This window comes from Pseudomonas sp. P65(2024) (assembly GCF_057480955.1).
This window is the reverse complement of the sequence record NZ_JBLIYX010000003.1, coordinates 393088-408591: the sequence shown is the minus strand read 5'-3', so window position 1 is coordinate 408591 and position 15504 is coordinate 393088. Positions and strand designations below refer to the sequence as shown.

Below are 15504 nucleotides of genomic sequence, written 5' to 3'. Positions count from 1 at the left end.
GGCTGTTGCAAACAACAACCCACGTGAAAGGAGCTTACGCAAATGGCAGTCAAACCCATCCCCGAAGGCCAGCACAGCATCACCCCCTACCTCGGCATCAGGGAGGCCGCCAAGGCCATCGAATTCTACAAGCAGGCCTTCGGCGCCATCGAGATGTTCCGCCTCGAAGGCCCTGACGGCAGCGTCGGCCATGCCGAGCTTAAAATCGGTGACTCGTCACTGATGCTCGGCTCACCCTGTGACATGGAGGGCGGCCTCAAGCCCAGCGAGGACATCGAGGTCCCCGGCGTCGGCCTGCACCTGTATGTCGAGGACTGCGACACAATCTATGCCCAGGCCCTGCGTGCCGGCGCGACGCCAGTGCGCGAAGTGCAGGACCAGTTCTACGGCGACCGCAGCGGCACCCTGATGGATCCGTTCAACAACCTGTGGTTCGTCTCTACCCACAAGGAAGACCTCACCCCCGAGGAAATCCGCGCCCGCGCCGCCAAACTGTTCAGCGGCCAGTGAGCGGCGGGCCCCAGGCCGCAAGCTTCAAGTTGAAAGCCATCGCGCTTTGCTGGAAGCTTGAGGCTTGTAGCTTGGAGCTGCCTCTCAATGCGTATCATCGAAAAATCTGGCGCGCAGGTGCGCAGCCTGACCCTGGCCGAAGAGGAACTGTTGGCCAGTTTTGCCACCGGCACCCTGGCCGGCCCCCGCCTGCTGCAGGCCAACCAGTGGCTGATGAAGGTGCGCAGCGCCAACCAGTGGCTGGCCTGCGATTGCCGCCAGGATGCCCTGCCGGTGCTCAACGTGTCGCTGAACGGCAACACCGGCACCCTGTTCCTGCGCAACAATCCCGATACCGCCGAACATACCCCGGGCTGCCCGTTCAGCAAGGACGAGCGCGAGACCGGCGCAAGCGCCGAGGACAACACGCCTCCCGCAGCCTGGCTGGCACCGGATGCGCCGCTGCGGCTGCTTGGCGACTACCGCCGTGCCAGTGATGGCGAAACGACCGCCGGACCACGCGACCCCGGCGAGCGCCGCGAGCAGCAGCGGCTGCTGTCGTTGCTGCTGACCTGGATCGAGGCCAGCGGCCTGAACGTCTACGCCACCCACCTGAAGAAGGATCTCACCGCCCAGTTCGCCGAGCTGCGCGGCGTCGCCAGCCGCTATCCGCTGCTGGAGCGGGTGCCGGCCAGCAACTACCTGGAAACACGTCTGGACATGAAGCACATGATGATGCTCAAGGCGCGCCTGCGCGAGGCCACGGTGTTCGGCAACCATCGCCGCCATGGCCTGCTGCTCGACTGCGTCGACCAGATCAAGGGCCGCAAGCTGTTCAACAACCGCAGCGAGGACGGCTTCGACTTCCAAGGTCATCACCATTACTGGGGCGGTAACCGCGCCTCAGGCCCCTTGCTGGCCCTGGCGCTGTACTCGCCGGCCACCGCCGGCAGCCATTTCTACGAGCTGATCCATGTGGCCAGCGTGCCGGTGCTTTCGCGCGCGCACCTGTTCCCGGTGTACCGCGACGAAGAGCGCGAGCCGCTCAAGGCGCTGGTGTCGCTGATCGACTGGATGGCGAGCAAAGGGGTGAAGGTACTGATGCGCCGCCCGGTGATCGGCGGCCAGGTGATGGACGAGCTTGTGCTGACCTCGGACCAGGACCGGGTGCTGTCGGTGTCGTTGCTGGAGCAACCGATCGGGCCGGAGCCGGATGCCGAGAACTTCAAGCGCTACGCCGACTTCAAGAGCCTGGAGACCTTCCGCAAGTACGTGGCCGGGTTCTTCATGCGCGAACGCTGAGCAAGCCCCATCAGGGTCGTTTTTCGCGACCCTCATGGAAACGGGCTTGCCCCGCAATGACGCGACCGGACTAGAACGCGGCCTTGAAGATCGCCTCGATCTCCACCTGGCTGGCCACCCGCGGATTGGTCAGCCCGCAGGCATCCTTCAACGCATTGGCCGCCAGCACCGGCACATCCTCGACCTTGGCCCCCAGCTCCGCCAGCCCGGCCGGTATGCCGATGGCCGCCGCCAGGTGCTCGATGGCCGAGATCGCCGCCCCGGCGCCCTGCTCCGCGTCCAGCCCGCAGACCTTCACCCCCATGGCCTTGGCCACGTCACGCAGGCGCGCGGCGCTGACCTTGGCGTTGAAGCGTTGCACATGGGGCAGCAGCACCGCGTTGCACACGCCATGGGGCAGGTCATAGAAGCCACCCAGCTGGTGCGCCATGGCGTGCACGTAGCCCAGCGAGGCGTTGTTGAAGGCCATGCCTGCCAGGAACTGGGCATAAGCCATGTTCTCCCGCGCCACCAGGTCGCCGCCGTCGGCAACCGCCTGGCGCAGGTTGTCGCTGATCAGGCTCACGGCCTTGAGCGCGCAGGCGTCGGTGATCGGCGTGGCGGCGGTGGAGACATAGGCCTCGATGGCGTGGGTCAGCGCGTCCATGCCGGTGGCGGCGGTGAGGCCCTTGGGCATGCCGACCATCAGCGCCGGGTCGTTGACCGACAGGATCGGCGTGACGTTGCGATCGACGATGGCCATTTTCACGTGGCGCGCCTCGTCGGTGATGATACAGAAACGGGTCATCTCGCTGGCGGTGCCCGCCGTGGTATTGATAGCGATCAGCGGCAGCTGCGGCTTGGCCGAGCGATCCACACCTTCGTAATCGCTGATATGCCCACCGTTGGTGGCGCACAGGGCGATGCCCTTGGCGCAGTCATGGGGCGACCCGCCCCCCAGCGAGACCACGCAGTCACAGCCCTCGCGACGCAGCATCGCCAGACCCGCCTCGACGTTGGCGATGCTCGGGTTGGGCTTGGCGCCGTCGAACACCCGCGAATCGATGTCGCGCATGGCCAGCATCCCGGCGATGCGCTCGGCGACGCCGGCCTTGGCCAGCCCGGCATCGGTGACGATCAACGCCTTGCGCAGGCCGTAGCCGGCGATCGCGGTCATCGCCTCCTCCAGGCAGTCGATGCCCATGATGTTCACGGCGGGAATGAAGAACGTGCTGCTCATGGCCGGATCCTCTCAAGCTGACGGTAGGCTTTGAGCATCCGCCGAATTGGGCGTGGGCGAGTTGATCCAGGGCAAACCTACCCCATGAACAGCCGATACGCCGGGTTCTCCGTCTCGTCCCAGTACTGATAGCCCATCTCGTCCAGCGCCAGCGGCAGCCCGGCCAGCTCGTCGTCCGGCACCTCCAACCCAGCGAACACCCGTGCCTGCGCCGCGCCGTGGTTGCGGTAGTGGAACAGGCTGATGTTCCAGCGCTTGCCCAGGCGTTCGAGAAAGCCCAGCAGCGCCCCAGGACGCTCGGGGAACTCGAAGCGCAGCACCCGCTCGCCGGCGCCCGGCGCCGCATGGCCGCCAACGGTGTGGCGCACGTGCAGCTTGGCCAGTTCGTTGTCGGTCAGATCGAGCACCTGGTAGCCCTGCTCGTGCAGGCTGGTTAGCAGTTGCTCCCGTGGGTCGTGCAGGGGGTGGGTCTGCACGCCGACGAACAGGCGCGCCTCCTTGCCCGGGTAGTAGCGGTAGTTGAACTCGGTGATCTGGCGCTTGCCCAGGGCCAGGCAGAAGGCGCGGAAGCTGCCGGGGCGCTCGGGGATGGTCACGGCGATGATCGCCTCGCGCTGCTCGCCCAGCTCGGCGCGCTCGGCGACATGGCGCAGGCGGTCGAAGTTGACGTTGGCGCCGGAGTCGATGGCCACCAGGGCCTGGCCCTGCAGGCCCTCGCGGGCCACGTAGCGCTTGATGCCGGCCACGGCCAGGGCGCCGGAGGGTTCGGTGATCGAGCGGGTGTCGTCATAGATGTCCTTAATCGCCGCGCACAGTTCGTCGCTGCTGACCGTCACCACCTCGTCGACGAAGTGGCGGCACAGCTCGAAGCAGTGCGCGCCGATCTGCGCCACCGCCACGCCGTCGGCGAAAGTGCCGACCTGCGGCAGGATCACCCGCTCGCCGGCGGCCATGGCGGCCTGCAGGCAGTTGGAGTCCTCCGGCTCGACGCCGATCACCTTGATCTCGGGGCGCAGGTACTTGACGTAGGCGGCGATGCCAGCGATCAGGCCGCCGCCGCCGACCGGGACGAAGATCGCATGCAGCGGGCCGGGGTGCTGGCGAAGGATCTCCATGGCCACGGTGCCCTGCCCGGCGATGACGTCAGGATCGTCGAACGGCGGCACGAAAGTCGCGCCGTCGCGATCGGCCAGTTGCAGGGCATGGGCCAGGGCGTGGGGGAAGCTTTCGCCGTGCAGCACCACATGGCCACCCCGTGAACGCACGCCTTCGACCTTGAGCGAGGGGGTGGTGGTGGGCATGACGATGGTGGTCTTGATGCCCAGGTGCGAGCCGGCCAGGGCCACGCCCTGGGCATGATTGCCGGCCGACGCGGTGATGACGCCGCGCTCGCGCTGGGCGCACGTCAGGCGCGACAGCCGGGTGTAGGCGCCGCGGATCTTGAATGAGAACGTCGGTTGCAGGTCTTCGCGCTTGAGCAGGACCTGGTTGCCCAGGCTGGCCGACAGGGCCGGCGCCGCTTGCAAGGGGGTTTCGATGGCCAGGTCGTACACCGGGGCCGAAAGAATCCGGCGTACTTGCTCGGACAGCAGTTGCTGGGGCGTTGCCGGGGTACGCAGGGTGGCGCTGAAGCTGGTCATCGATGACTCCTGGTTTTTTGTAGTGCCCAGGAGTCAGAGAGAAGAAACCCGCCTCCAGGGCGGGTTCAGTGCATGTGTGCGCTAGCCCGCCAAACTGATAATGGCGGTAATAATGCTGAGGGCGCGACGCTGCGGGAATAGGTTCATGGGGTGGGAAACTAGCGTGTGGCGTGAGAAGAAGTCAAGGCTTGGTGTTACCTCCCTTGTCTTCCCACGCAGCCCCCTGCCCTGTTGTAGATGAAACACAACCGCAGATACGACGAAAAACTACACAATTGATAGTCATTCGCCATTAACTCGTTCTCGGAAGCACCCGCCCGGGGGTAGAATGCCGCAAAACCGGGAGCCGCGATGAACCAGGACCGCCACATTCCAAGCGAAGAAGATGCCATCACCGATGCCGCCGCGCATTGGTGCATGCGCCTGCACGCCGACGACTGCACGGCGGCCGAGCGCGAGGCATTCGGCCAATGGCTGGCGAGCGACCCGCGGCATGCCGAGGAATACCAGGCAATGCTGGAAATCTGGGACACCGCCGACCTGCTGCCGCGCAGCGCCCAGGTGATCCCGCTAGCCACCCGGCCAGCGGCGCCGACGCGCCACTGGCGGCCGTTCGCCTCCGCCGCAGCCATCGCCCTGCTCGCCCTGCCCCTGGCAGGCTGGGTCGGCTGGGAGCAGGGCTGGCTGCCCAACGGCTACCAGCACTTCGAAGCCACCGACCATCTGCGCCAGGTGCGTCTGAGCGACGGCAGCAGCGTCGAGCTGAACCTCCACAGCGAACTGCGTTTCCTCAACTACAAGGACGAGCGCAAGGTCACCCTGGTCAAGGGCGAGGCGTTCTTCAAGGTTACCCACGACAGCAGTCACCCGTTCATCGTCCACGCCGCCAACGGCCAGACCCGTGTCACCGGGACCCAGTTCAACGTGTGGAAGTACGAGGACCAGGTCAAGGTGACGCTGGTGGAAGGCTCGGTGCTGGTCAGCGCCAGCGGCAACGCCGGCGGCTATCGCCTTGGCCCGGGCATGCAGGCCAGCTACCACAAGGGTGACTTCGAACCCGAGCTGAACCAGAGCGACGACTACGGCAACAGCCTGGCCTGGCGCAGCGGCAAGCTGGTGCTGGACAACCTGAGCCTCGGCCAAGCACTGCCGGTGATCAATCGCTACCTGGACAAGCCGCTCATGCTGGCCGACGACAGCACCGCCAGCATCCGCATCAGCGGCGTCTACAGTACCCGCGAGGTCGCCCGCCTCGTCGACACCCTGCCCAAGGTGCTGCCGGTGTACCTGACCCGCAGCAAGGACGGCAGCACCGTCCTCAACCGCATCGTCCCTGCGCCGACCCGCGGCTGAAACCCCGATCTGGGGCCGCAGGGCGGCCCCCGGTGATATCAGGACAAGTCGCCGATCACAACGTCATCGCCGCCAACCAGCCAAACGCCAGCAACGGCAGGTTGTAGTGGATGAAGGTCGGCACCACGGTATCCCAGATGTGGTGGTGCTGCCCGTCCACGTTCAGCCCCGAAGTCGGCCCCAGGGTCGAGTCCGACGCCGGCGAGCCGGCATCGCCCAGCGCGCCTGCGGTACCGACGATGCACACCGTGGCCAGCGGATCGAAGCCCAGTTGCACGCACAGCGGCACGAAGATCGCCGCCAGGATCGGCACGGTGGAGAATGAAGAGCCGATGCCCATGGTCACCAGCAACCCCACCAGCAGCATCAGCAGCGCACCGACACCTTTGCTGTGATCGATCCACTGGGCCGAGGCCTCCACCAGGCTCTTCACTTCACCGGTGGCCTTCATCACTTCGGCAAAGCCGGACGCGGCGATCATGATGAAGCCGATCATCGCCATCATCTTCATGCCTTCGGTGAACAGGCTGTCGGTGTCCTTCCAACGCACGATGCCCGACAACGAGAAGATCAGGAAGCCGACCATCGCGCCGATGATCATCGAGTCCAGCCAAAGCTGGATGATGAACGCGGCACCGATCGCCACCCCAGCCACCAGCAGGGTCACTGGGTTGTACTGCACACTGACTTGCTCGACCTGCTCGATGCGTTCTAGGTCGTAGTCACGTTTCTTGCGGTAGCTGAAGCACACTGCCAGCAACAGGCCGGCGAGCATGCCCGCCGCCGGGATGGCCATGGCGTGGGTCACGTTGACGCCGCTGACATCCACCCCGGCGCGGCTGACATTGGCCAGCAGGATCTCGTTGAGGAAGATGTTGCCGAAGCCCACCGGCAGGAACATGTACGGGGTGATCAGGCCGAAGGTGATCACGCAGGCGATCAGCCGGCGGTCGATGCGCAGGCGCGTCAGCACATACAGCAGCGGCGGCACCAGCAAGGGAATGAAGGCAATGTGGATCGGCAGGATGTTCTGCGACGACACCGCCACCACCAGCATCAGGCCGACCAGCAGCCACTTGACCTTGCCACCGTCGGCATGCCCTTGGCGATCGATCATCGCCAGAGCCCGGTCGGCCAGGGCGTGGGCCAGTCCGGACTTGGCGATGGCCACCGCGAAGGCTCCAAGCAAGGCATAGGACAAGGCCACCGTGGCACCGCCACCCAGGCCACCGTTGAAGGCCTTGAGCGTGCCCTCGATACCCAGTCCACCGACCAGGCCTCCGGCCAGGGCGCCAATGATCAGCGCGATGACCACATGCACGCGGGACAGGCTCAGGATCAGCATGAGCCCGACCGCGGCAATCACTGCATTCATGGTGTGCGAACCTCGTTACGACAGACAAAAAGCGGGCATTCCGGCGACAGACTGCACACGGGCAGTGGCCGGACCAGGGGATGTTGTTATGGAGGGCGCACACTCTGAAGCACAGGCCGGCAGAAGTCAAAAGCGTCTGCGCCGCAACATCGCGTAGGAAATAGACGAAAGTCGCAGGGTTTAATTGAACGTTTGAATAAAGAAAATTCCGAACAGGCCGACACAGTCGGCAGCATCAAACCTATTACAAGGGATTTTCCCCATGCCTTTGCTGCGACAACTCTCCATCCAATGGAAGATCACCCTGCTGGCGGGCCTGTGCCTGGCGGCCATCGTCACCCTGCTCGTCGGCCTTTCGCTGTACCGCATGGATCACAGTTCGGACCTGGTGAAAGCCAGCAGCATGCGCATGCTCTCCGACTCGGCCCAGTCGCGAATCGAGTCCCAGGGCGAGGTCCAGGCCCTGAACATCCGCCGCCAGTTCATGGACGCCTACCAGTACGGCGCCGGCTTTGCCCGCCAGGTACTGTTCCTGCGCGAACAGGCGGAGAAACGCTTCCTCGACGCCTACGACCTGCGCCAGGACATGACCGCCCAGGTGCGTGCCGCGCTGCAGGCCAACCCCGACCTGCTCGGCCTGTCGCTGGTGTTCGAGCCGGGCGCGCTGGATGGCAAGGACAAGCTGTTCACCGGCCAGAGCGAGCTGGGCAGCAACGAGACCGGGCGCTTCGCCCTGTACTGGTCGCAGCCACGGGTCGGCCAGCTGACCTCGATGGCCCTGCCCGAGCACGACATGGCCAACACCGAGATCGGTCCCAGCGGCCAGCCGGCCAACACCTGGTGGGTGTGCCCGCGCAGCACCGGCACGGTATGCGTGGTCGAGCCGTACTTCTATGACATCGACGGCCAGCGCGTGCTGATGACCAGCATCGTGTTCCCGCTCAAGGCGGGCGACAAGGTCATCGCCACCCTGTCCATCGACATCAACCTCAACAGCCTCCAGGCCCTGAGCCAGACCGCCAGCCGCAGTCTCTACGAAGGCCAGACCACGGTCGGCATCCTCAGCCCCGTGGGCCTGCTGGCCGGCTACAGCGCCGATGCCGGCAAGCTGGCCCAGCGCTTCGACCAGGTCGACCGGACCCAGGGCGCGGAACTGGTTCGAAAACTCGCCGACGGCAAGCTGCAGATTCTCCACGACCAGCAGCGCCTGAAGGTGCTGGCCGCCTTCGAGCCGATCCCCGGCGGCAAGCCCTGGGGCGTGCTGCTGGATGTGCCGGAAAGTGCCCTGACCGGCCCGGCCGAGGCCCTCAAGGTTGAACTCGACGCCCTCAACACCAGCGGCACCCTGCTCGAACTGGGCCTGGGCCTGGCCGCCGCCATCGCCGGCCTGCTGCTGGTTTGGCTGATGGCCCGCGGCGTGACCAAACCGATCCTCGGCGTGGCCGCCATGCTCAAGGACATCGCCAGCGGCGAAGGCGACCTGACCCGCCGCCTGCAGTACGACAAGCAGGACGAGCTGGGCGAGCTGGCCGGCTGGTTCAACCGTTTCCTCGACAAGCTGCAGCCGACCATCGCCGAGGTGAAACGTTCGGTGCAGGCCGCCCGCAGCACCGCCGACCAGTCGGCGGCAATCGCCGCCGAGACCAGCGCCGGCATGGAGCAGCAGTACCGCCAGGTCGACCAGGTGGCCACCGCTTCCCACGAGATGAGCGCCACCGCCCAGGACGTCGCCCGCAGCGCGGCCCAGGCTGCCCAGGCCGCGCGCGAGGCCGACCAGGCAACCCGCGAAGGGCTGGCGGTGATCGACCGCACCACTACCAGCATCGACACTCTGGCCGCCGACATGAGCGGCGCCATGGCCCAGGTCGAGGGGCTGGCGCGCAATAGCGAGAAGATCGGTTCGGTGCTCGAGGTAATTCGTTCGATCGCCGAGCAGACCAACCTGCTGGCGCTCAACGCCGCCATTGAGGCCGCCCGCGCCGGTGAAGCTGGCCGTGGCTTCGCCGTGGTCGCCGATGAAGTGCGCAACCTGGCCCGTCGCACCCAGGAGTCGGTGGAGGAAACCCGCCAGGTGATCGAGGCCCTGCAGGCTGGCACCCAGGAAGTGGTCGGCGCCATGGACAGCAGCCACCGCCAGGCCCAGGGCGGTGTCGAGCAGGTCGGCCAGGCCGTCACCGCGCTGCAGCGCATCGGCCAGGCAGTGACCGTGATCACCGACATGAACCTGCAGATCGCCAGCGCCGCCGAGGAGCAGAGCGCGGTGGCCGAGGAGATCAACAGCAACGTCGCCACCATCCGTGACGTGACCGAGTCGCTGAGCGGCCAGGCCAACGAATCGGCGCGGGTTAGCCAGTCGCTCAACAGCCTGGCCAACCAGCAGCAGGGTCTGATGGATCAGTTCCGCGTTTGAGTCCACCCCGCCGGGGCTGCTACCAGCCCCGATTTCCCAGGCTGGCGCGTTCCCCTGTGGGAGCGGCCTTGCGTCGCGAAAGGGCTGCGAAGCAGCCCCGGCAACCTCGTCGTCTACACTTCTGCCGGAACCCAAGGACCGGCAACCGAAGAGGCCCCGATGAAGAAAGTCCCCACCCTGCTGGCCGGCCTGCTGCTGGCCATAGGCCTGGCCAGCACCGACAGCGCCGCATCAGCCGAACAACCCGCCCCTATCCACTTCGGCGCCATCGGCTGGGAAAGCGGCGCACTGACCACCGAGATCCTGCGCCTGATCGTCGAACGTGGCTACGGCTACTCCACCGACACCCTGCCCGGCAGCACTGTGAGCATGGAAGTGGCCCTGGCACGCAACGACCTGCAAGTGATCGCCGAGGAATGGGCCGGGCGCAGCCCGGCCTGGGTCAAGGCCGAGCAGGCCGGCCAGGTGTTCGCCCTGGGCGACACGGTGAAGAACGCGGAGGAAGGCTGGTGGGTACCGGCCTACGTCATCAAGGGCGACCCGGCCCGCAAACTCAAGCCCTTGGCTCCGGACCTGCGCAGCGTCGACGACCTCAAGCGCTACCCCCAGGTATTCGACGACCCCGAGGCGCCCGGCAAGGGCCGCTTCCTCAATAGCCCCAGCGGCTGGACTTCCGAGACCGTCAACAGCCAGAAGCTCAAGGCCTATGGCCTGGACGGGCTGTACAACAACTTCCGCAGCGGCACCGGCGCGGCCCTCGACGCCGAAATCGCCGCCAAGATCAAGCTCGGCAAGCCTGTGTTGTTCTACTACTGGAGCCCTACTCCACTGATGGGCCGCTACGACCTGGTACGCCTCGAAGAACCCCCGTTCGATGCAACCGCCTGGGCCACCCTCACCGATGCCGCCAACCCCAGCCCCAAAGGCAGCCGTTCGCTGCCGGCCAAGCTCTCGATCGGGGTGTCAAAGGCGTTTCGTGACGCCCACCCGGAACTGGTCGCCGTGTTCGAGAAAGTCGACCTGCCCATCGACACTCTGAACAAGGCCCTCGCCGACATGAGCGAAACCCGACAGAAACCCCGCGACGCGGCGATCGCCTTCCTGCGTGCAAACCCTGCGGTTTGGAAGGCCTGGCTGCCCGCCGAAAACGCCGCCAAGGTCGAGGCCGGCCTGTGAGCGGCGGCTTCCCCGAAGCCCTGCAATTCTCCTTCGCCGGCTGGGTCAACCGCCTGGTCGACTGGCTGGTGCTGCACTATGGCGATCACCTGCGCGGCATCTCCGATCAACTGCTGCAACTGCTGGTGGGCCTGGAAAACCTGCTCCGGCTGCTGCCTTGGTGGCTGCTGTTGCTGCTGGTCGGGCTGCTGGCCTGGCACGCCAGCCGCAGCCTGGCACGGGCAGTGGTGCTGCCGCTGCTGCTGGCGCTGATCGGCATGCTCGGGCTGTGGGACAAGCTGCTACAGACCCTCGCCCTGGTGCTGGTGAGTACCGGCCTGTGTGTGCTGGTTGGCGTGCCGCTGGGCATCCTGCTGGCCACCCGCCCCCTGGCCCGGCGCCTGATCCTGCCGGTGCTCGACGTGATGCAGACGTTGCCGGCCTTCGTCTACCTGATTCCAGTGCTGATGCTGTTCGGCCTGGGCAAGGTGCCTGCGGTGTTCGCCACCCTCATCTACGCCCTGCCGCCGCTGGTGCGCCTGACCGACCTGGGCCTGGCGCAGATCGACCCGTCACTGCTGCAGGCCGCTCACGGCCTGGGCGCCAGCCGCTGGCAGCGCTTGCGACGCATCGCCCTGCCGCTGGCCTTGCCGAGCATCATGGCCGGGCTCAACCAGTCGGTGATGATGGCCTTGTCGATGGTAGTGGTGGCCTCGATGATCGGCGCCCGCGGGCTGGGCGAGGATGTGCTGGCGGGGATCCAGACCCTGAACGTCGGCCAGGGCGTCGAAGCGGGCCTGGCGATCGTCGCCCTGGCGATGGTCATCGACCGCATCAGCCAGGCCTATGGTCGCCCCGGGCGCTGAGTCCCACATTCGCGTATCGTACCCGAGCCCTGCCAGCATCCGGAGCCTGCCACGCGTGTCCCTCAAAGCCCTGCGCACCCTGGTCACCATCGCCCGCCATGGCACCTTCGCCCGCGCCGCCGACCTGCTGAGCCTGACCCCTTCAGCGGTGAGCCTGCACATCAAGACCCTGGAAGACGAGCTGCAGGTCGCCCTGTTCGACCGCAGCCGCCGGCAAGTCGTGCTGACCGAGGCCGGGCAACTGGCGGTAGCGCGCGCAGAAGGCATCCTGGCTGCCTACGACGAGCTGGCCGACACCCTGGCCAGTGGCCCGAGCCTGCGCGGGCGCCTGCGCATCGGCGCGATCCACACGGTGCTTGCCCGGCGCCTGCCCAGAGCGCTGGTGTGGATCAAGGCGCACCATCCCGAGCTGCATGTCAGCGTGGTCTCGGGCATGTCGGCGGAGCTCGCCCGCCGGGTCGAGGATGGCGAACTGGACGCGGCCATCACTACCGAGCCCGTCAGTCCGTACCCGCAGAGCCTGCAGTACACGCCGCTGTTCGAGGACCGTTTCTGGGCCATCGCCAGCCCTGACCTGGCCGGTCAGAGCCTGCCGACACTGCTCGCCAACCAGCCGTTCCTGCGCTTCGACAAGCGCGCCTGGGCCGGTCGGCAGATCGAACAGGAACTGCGCCGCCAGCGCCTGCAGGTCAACGAGCAGATGGAACTGGACAGCCAGGAGGCCCTGGCGCGGATGGCGGCCATGGGCTTGGGTGTGGCGGTCATTCCCATGAGCGACGATGACCTCGAACGATTGCCGGCCGCCACCGTGTTGCCCTTCGGCGAGCCACAGCTGACCCGGCGCATGGTGCTGTTGGAACACGAGAAGAGTCAGCGCCGGCATTTAAGCGCCGTACTCAAGACTGCGCTCGAGGCATGACTCCCAAGGGCTGCGAAGCAGCCACAGATCCATGCAGTTTTCCTCAACAGTCGCTAAAGAAAACAGCGTTTTTTCTGCTCACTCGACTCCGTTAGTCTGTGGCCGTACCCGACCATGGACCCGCGCCCATGCTCCATCTGCTGCTCACCACCCTCGTTCCGATCATCCTGCTAATCGCCCTGGGCACCTGGCTGCGGCTGCGTGGCTTTCTCGCCGAAACCTTCTGGCCCGGTGCCGAGCGCCTGAGCTACTACGTGCTGCTGCCGTCGCTGTTCCTCCACGGCCTGGCCACCGCCAACCTCGACGGCGTGCCGGTCCTGGGCATGGTCGGCGTGCTGATGCTCTCGACGCTGCTCGGCGCCCTGCTGCTGGTGCTCTACCAGGGCGCGGCCAGTCATGACGGCGCCGACTTCACTTCGGTGTTCCAGGGTGGCGTGCGCTTCAACAACTATATTGGCGCAACCCTGGCCGCCGGAATCTACGGCACGGCCGGCATCGCCCTGGCGGCGGTGGCCAACGCCGCCATCGTGCCACTGGTCAACCTGCTCTGCGTGCTGGTCTTCGCCCGCTTCAGCGCACGCCACAGTTCACCCGCCACCGTGCTCAAGGCGATCTTCGCCAATCCGCTGATCATCGGCTGCGCCGCTGGGCTGCTGCTACGGCTGACCGGCCTGGGCCTGCCGGCCGGTCTGGAACCCACGGTCAAGGCCCTGGGCCAGGCGGCGCTGCCACTGGGCCTGTTGTGCGTCGGCGCGGCGCTGGGCGGGGCGCGCCTGGGCCAGCAGGTCAAACCGCTGGTGGCCGCGTCGCTGTTCAAATTCCTGGTCATGCCGCTGACCACCTGGTGCCTGTGCCGGGTGCTCGGGCTGGGCGGCCAGGCCGCGGTGGTAGCCGTGCTGTTCCAGGCGCTGCCCACCGCCTCGTCGTCCTACGTGATGGCGCGGCAAATGGGCGGTAACGCGCCGCTGATGGCCACCATCATCGCCCTGCAGACCGTCGTCGCCGCCGCAACCCTGCCGCTGATGCTGACTTTGACGTTGAGTTGATGCGATACGGCTAGACTGTGGACAGCCCACCCTGCGGAAACTCGATCATGCGCTTATCGTGGATGCTGTTCGGCCTGTCCCTGACCCTACTTACAGGCCCCCTCCCTGCCGCCGACAGCCAGAAGGCCGCGGTCGCCGAAGACAAGGCACAGGCGCTGGAAGAAAAGGTGGTCGAGGATGCGCCACCGCCGAAAAAGCAGGAAACCCTTACCCCCGGTGAAGTCCAGGCCGTCGACCCAGCCGGCCAGGCGCCGATGGACGACAGCATCACCTGCCTGGCGCGCACCATCTACTGGGAGGCCAAGGGCGCCGACACCAAGGACATGAGCGCGGTGGCCAGCGTGGTGCTCAACCGCCTGGGCCACGAGGGCTTTCCCGACAGCATCTGTGGGGTGGTCAAGCAGGGCGTCGAGAGCAAGAGCTGCCAGTTTTCCTGGTGGTGCGACGGGCGCCCCGACCAGGTGGAAGAAGCGCAACGTTACGCGGTAGCCAAGGAAATCGCTCGCAAGGCCCTCAACCAGCAGTTGCAGGACCCGACCGGCGGCGCGCTTTATTTCCATGACCGCAATGTGAACCCGGAGTGGGCCAAGGCCTACCGCAAGACCGCCGAGACCACACACTTCCTGTTCTACAAGCCGAACCAGGCGCTGGCTCGGTAGACTCAGAACTTGCGATCAATCGAAATCGAAAGGCGGCTGACAGTTCCCGGCCGGTGTCCGCGCCGTTCCTTGTGGGCATGCCCCACACCCCGTATCGCCAAGGTATGCAGCGGCAAGCTGCAGCCTCTGCTCGGCAGCGTCGTCGCGACTGAACGGCGAATGCGCTTTGGCAACGACAGCGCTTGCCTGCTCATCACCATGCGCAGCCTGGATCAAGCCTGCAGATGCCAAGAACGCTGCCAATACGACTTTTTTCATACGGTGTCCTTTGAGTAAATCCTGATTTCATTTACCGCTGGCGAAATCTTTCCCCTGCAGCCCGACAGACTTTATCTGTCAGCCGGGCCCTACAGCTTTAGGAAAAGCCCACCATGCCGCACGAAATCCTCATCAGAGCGGTAGGAAATCAGTTAAGAAAATCGCTCACACCCCATTACTCCTACAACCTCTTTCTCCCAGCATCCCTCGTTCGACGATGAAGTCGATCACCGCTTGCAATCCCTCACCCTTCTTCAGGTTGCTAAACGTCCATGGCCGCTCCGGACGCATGCGCTGGGTATCACGCGCCATCACCTCCAACGAAGCACCGACATAGGGCGCCAGGTCGGTCTTGTTGATCACCAGGAAATCTGACTTGGTGATGCCCGGCCCGCCCTTGCGCGGGATCTTCTCGCCCTCGGCCACATCGATCACGTAGATGGTAAGGTCGGCCAGCTCCGGGCTGAAGGTGGCGCTGAGGTTGTCGCCGCCACTCTCGACGAAGATCACTTCGAGGTTGCCGAACCTGCGCGCCAGTGCCTCGACGGCGGCCAGGTTCATCGAGGCGTCCTCGCGGATGGCGGTGTGCGGACAGCCACCGGTCTCGACGCCGACGATACGCTCGGGTGCAAGGGCCCCGGCCTCGGTGAGGATGCGCTGGTCCTCCTTGGTGTAGATGTCGTTGGTCACCACGGCGATCTGGTAGTGGTCGCGCATGGCCTTGCACAGGCACTCGAGCAGCGCGGTCTTGCCGGATCCGACCGGGCCGCCGACACCGACGCGCAAGGGTTGCTGGTAGTTTTCCATCTAGGC

The 15504-nt window shown here is 65.9% G+C and carries 14 protein-coding genes and 1 pseudogene; 10 read left to right on the top strand and 5 right to left on the bottom strand.

The window, feature by feature from the left end; genetic code table 11:
• Positions 1–42 precede the first annotated feature (42 nt).
• Complete coding sequence (locus AC25MA_RS07305) at positions 43–510, top strand: VOC family protein (RefSeq protein ID WP_069017692.1); 468 nt, start codon at positions 43–45, stop codon at positions 508–510.
• Between the two features lie 87 nt (positions 511–597).
• Positions 598–1791, top strand: a complete 1194-nt coding sequence (locus AC25MA_RS07300; protein WP_028689459.1) for a hypothetical protein — start codon at positions 598–600, stop codon at positions 1789–1791.
• 70 nt (positions 1792–1861) lie between these two features.
• Here AC25MA_RS07300 and yiaY read toward each other — a convergent pair whose 3' ends face one another.
• Together yiaY and ilvA are read right to left on the bottom strand one after the other, a co-directional pair.
• Positions 1862–3010: an L-threonine dehydrogenase gene (yiaY, locus tag AC25MA_RS07295; protein ID WP_088852072.1), complete on the bottom strand. Its 1149-nt coding sequence runs from the start codon at positions 3008–3010 to the stop codon at positions 1862–1864.
• 77 nt (positions 3011–3087) lie between these two features.
• Positions 3088–4650 carry a threonine ammonia-lyase, biosynthetic gene (gene ilvA, locus AC25MA_RS07290; protein ID WP_463402062.1) on the bottom strand — a complete coding sequence of 521 codons (1563 nt, stop codon included), beginning with the start codon at positions 4648–4650 and terminating at the stop codon, positions 3088–3090.
• A gap of 351 nt (positions 4651–5001) precedes the next feature.
• Between ilvA and AC25MA_RS07285 the strand changes: the two genes are divergently transcribed.
• Entirely contained in the window at positions 5002–6003 is a 1002-nt protein-coding gene (locus AC25MA_RS07285) for a FecR family protein (RefSeq protein ID WP_028689456.1), read from the top strand.
• Positions 6004–6058: 55 nt separating this feature from the next.
• Here the strand turns inward: AC25MA_RS07285 and AC25MA_RS07280 are convergent, their stop codons facing one another.
• Positions 6059–7378: a Na+/H+ antiporter family protein gene (locus tag AC25MA_RS07280; RefSeq protein ID WP_028689455.1), complete on the bottom strand. Its 1320-nt coding sequence runs from the start codon at positions 7376–7378 to the stop codon at positions 6059–6061.
• A 262-nt stretch (positions 7379–7640) separates the two neighbouring features.
• Here AC25MA_RS07280 and AC25MA_RS07275 point away from each other — a divergent pair.
• From AC25MA_RS07275 to AC25MA_RS07245, 7 genes and pseudogenes are all read left to right on the top strand, one after another.
• A pseudogene (locus AC25MA_RS07275) lies at positions 7641–8930 on the top strand (methyl-accepting chemotaxis protein); the annotation flags it as partial.
• 102 nt (positions 8931–9032) lie between these two features.
• A complete protein-coding gene (locus AC25MA_RS07270) occupies positions 9033–9788 on the top strand; it encodes a methyl-accepting chemotaxis protein (protein WP_371041468.1) in 756 nt (251 codons plus the stop codon).
• Positions 9789–9947: 159 nt separating this feature from the next.
• Positions 9948–10964, top strand: coding sequence for an ABC transporter substrate-binding protein (locus AC25MA_RS07265; protein WP_062364229.1), 1017 nt, complete (start codon positions 9948–9950; stop codon positions 10962–10964).
• Entirely contained in the window at positions 10961–11809 is an 849-nt protein-coding gene (locus AC25MA_RS07260; protein ID WP_028689452.1) for an ABC transporter permease, read from the top strand. Before AC25MA_RS07265 ends, AC25MA_RS07260 begins: the two co-directional genes overlap by 4 nt.
• Positions 11810–11864: 55 nt before the next feature.
• A complete protein-coding gene (locus AC25MA_RS07255) occupies positions 11865–12728 on the top strand; it encodes a LysR family transcriptional regulator (RefSeq protein WP_062364478.1) in 864 nt (287 codons plus the stop codon).
• A gap of 128 nt (positions 12729–12856) precedes the next feature.
• Positions 12857–13774, top strand: a complete 918-nt coding sequence (locus tag AC25MA_RS07250; RefSeq protein WP_062364231.1) for an AEC family transporter — start codon at positions 12857–12859, stop codon at positions 13772–13774.
• A 47-nt stretch (positions 13775–13821) separates the two neighbouring features.
• Positions 13822–14433, top strand: coding sequence for a cell wall hydrolase (locus AC25MA_RS07245; RefSeq protein WP_028689449.1), 612 nt, complete (start codon positions 13822–13824; stop codon positions 14431–14433).
• A gap of 15 nt (positions 14434–14448) precedes the next feature.
• On the opposite strand, the gene AC25MA_RS07240 is transcribed toward AC25MA_RS07245, so the two are convergent.
• Both AC25MA_RS07240 and ureG read right to left on the bottom strand, forming a co-directional pair.
• Entirely contained in the window at positions 14449–14691 is a 243-nt protein-coding gene (locus tag AC25MA_RS07240; RefSeq protein ID WP_069017704.1) for a hypothetical protein, read from the bottom strand.
• 165 nt (positions 14692–14856) lie between these two features.
• On the bottom strand, positions 14857–15498 hold the full coding sequence (ureG, locus tag AC25MA_RS07235; protein ID WP_207851318.1) for an urease accessory protein UreG: 642 nt from the start codon (positions 15496–15498) through the stop codon (positions 14857–14859).
• Between the last annotated feature and the right edge of the window lie 6 nt (positions 15499–15504).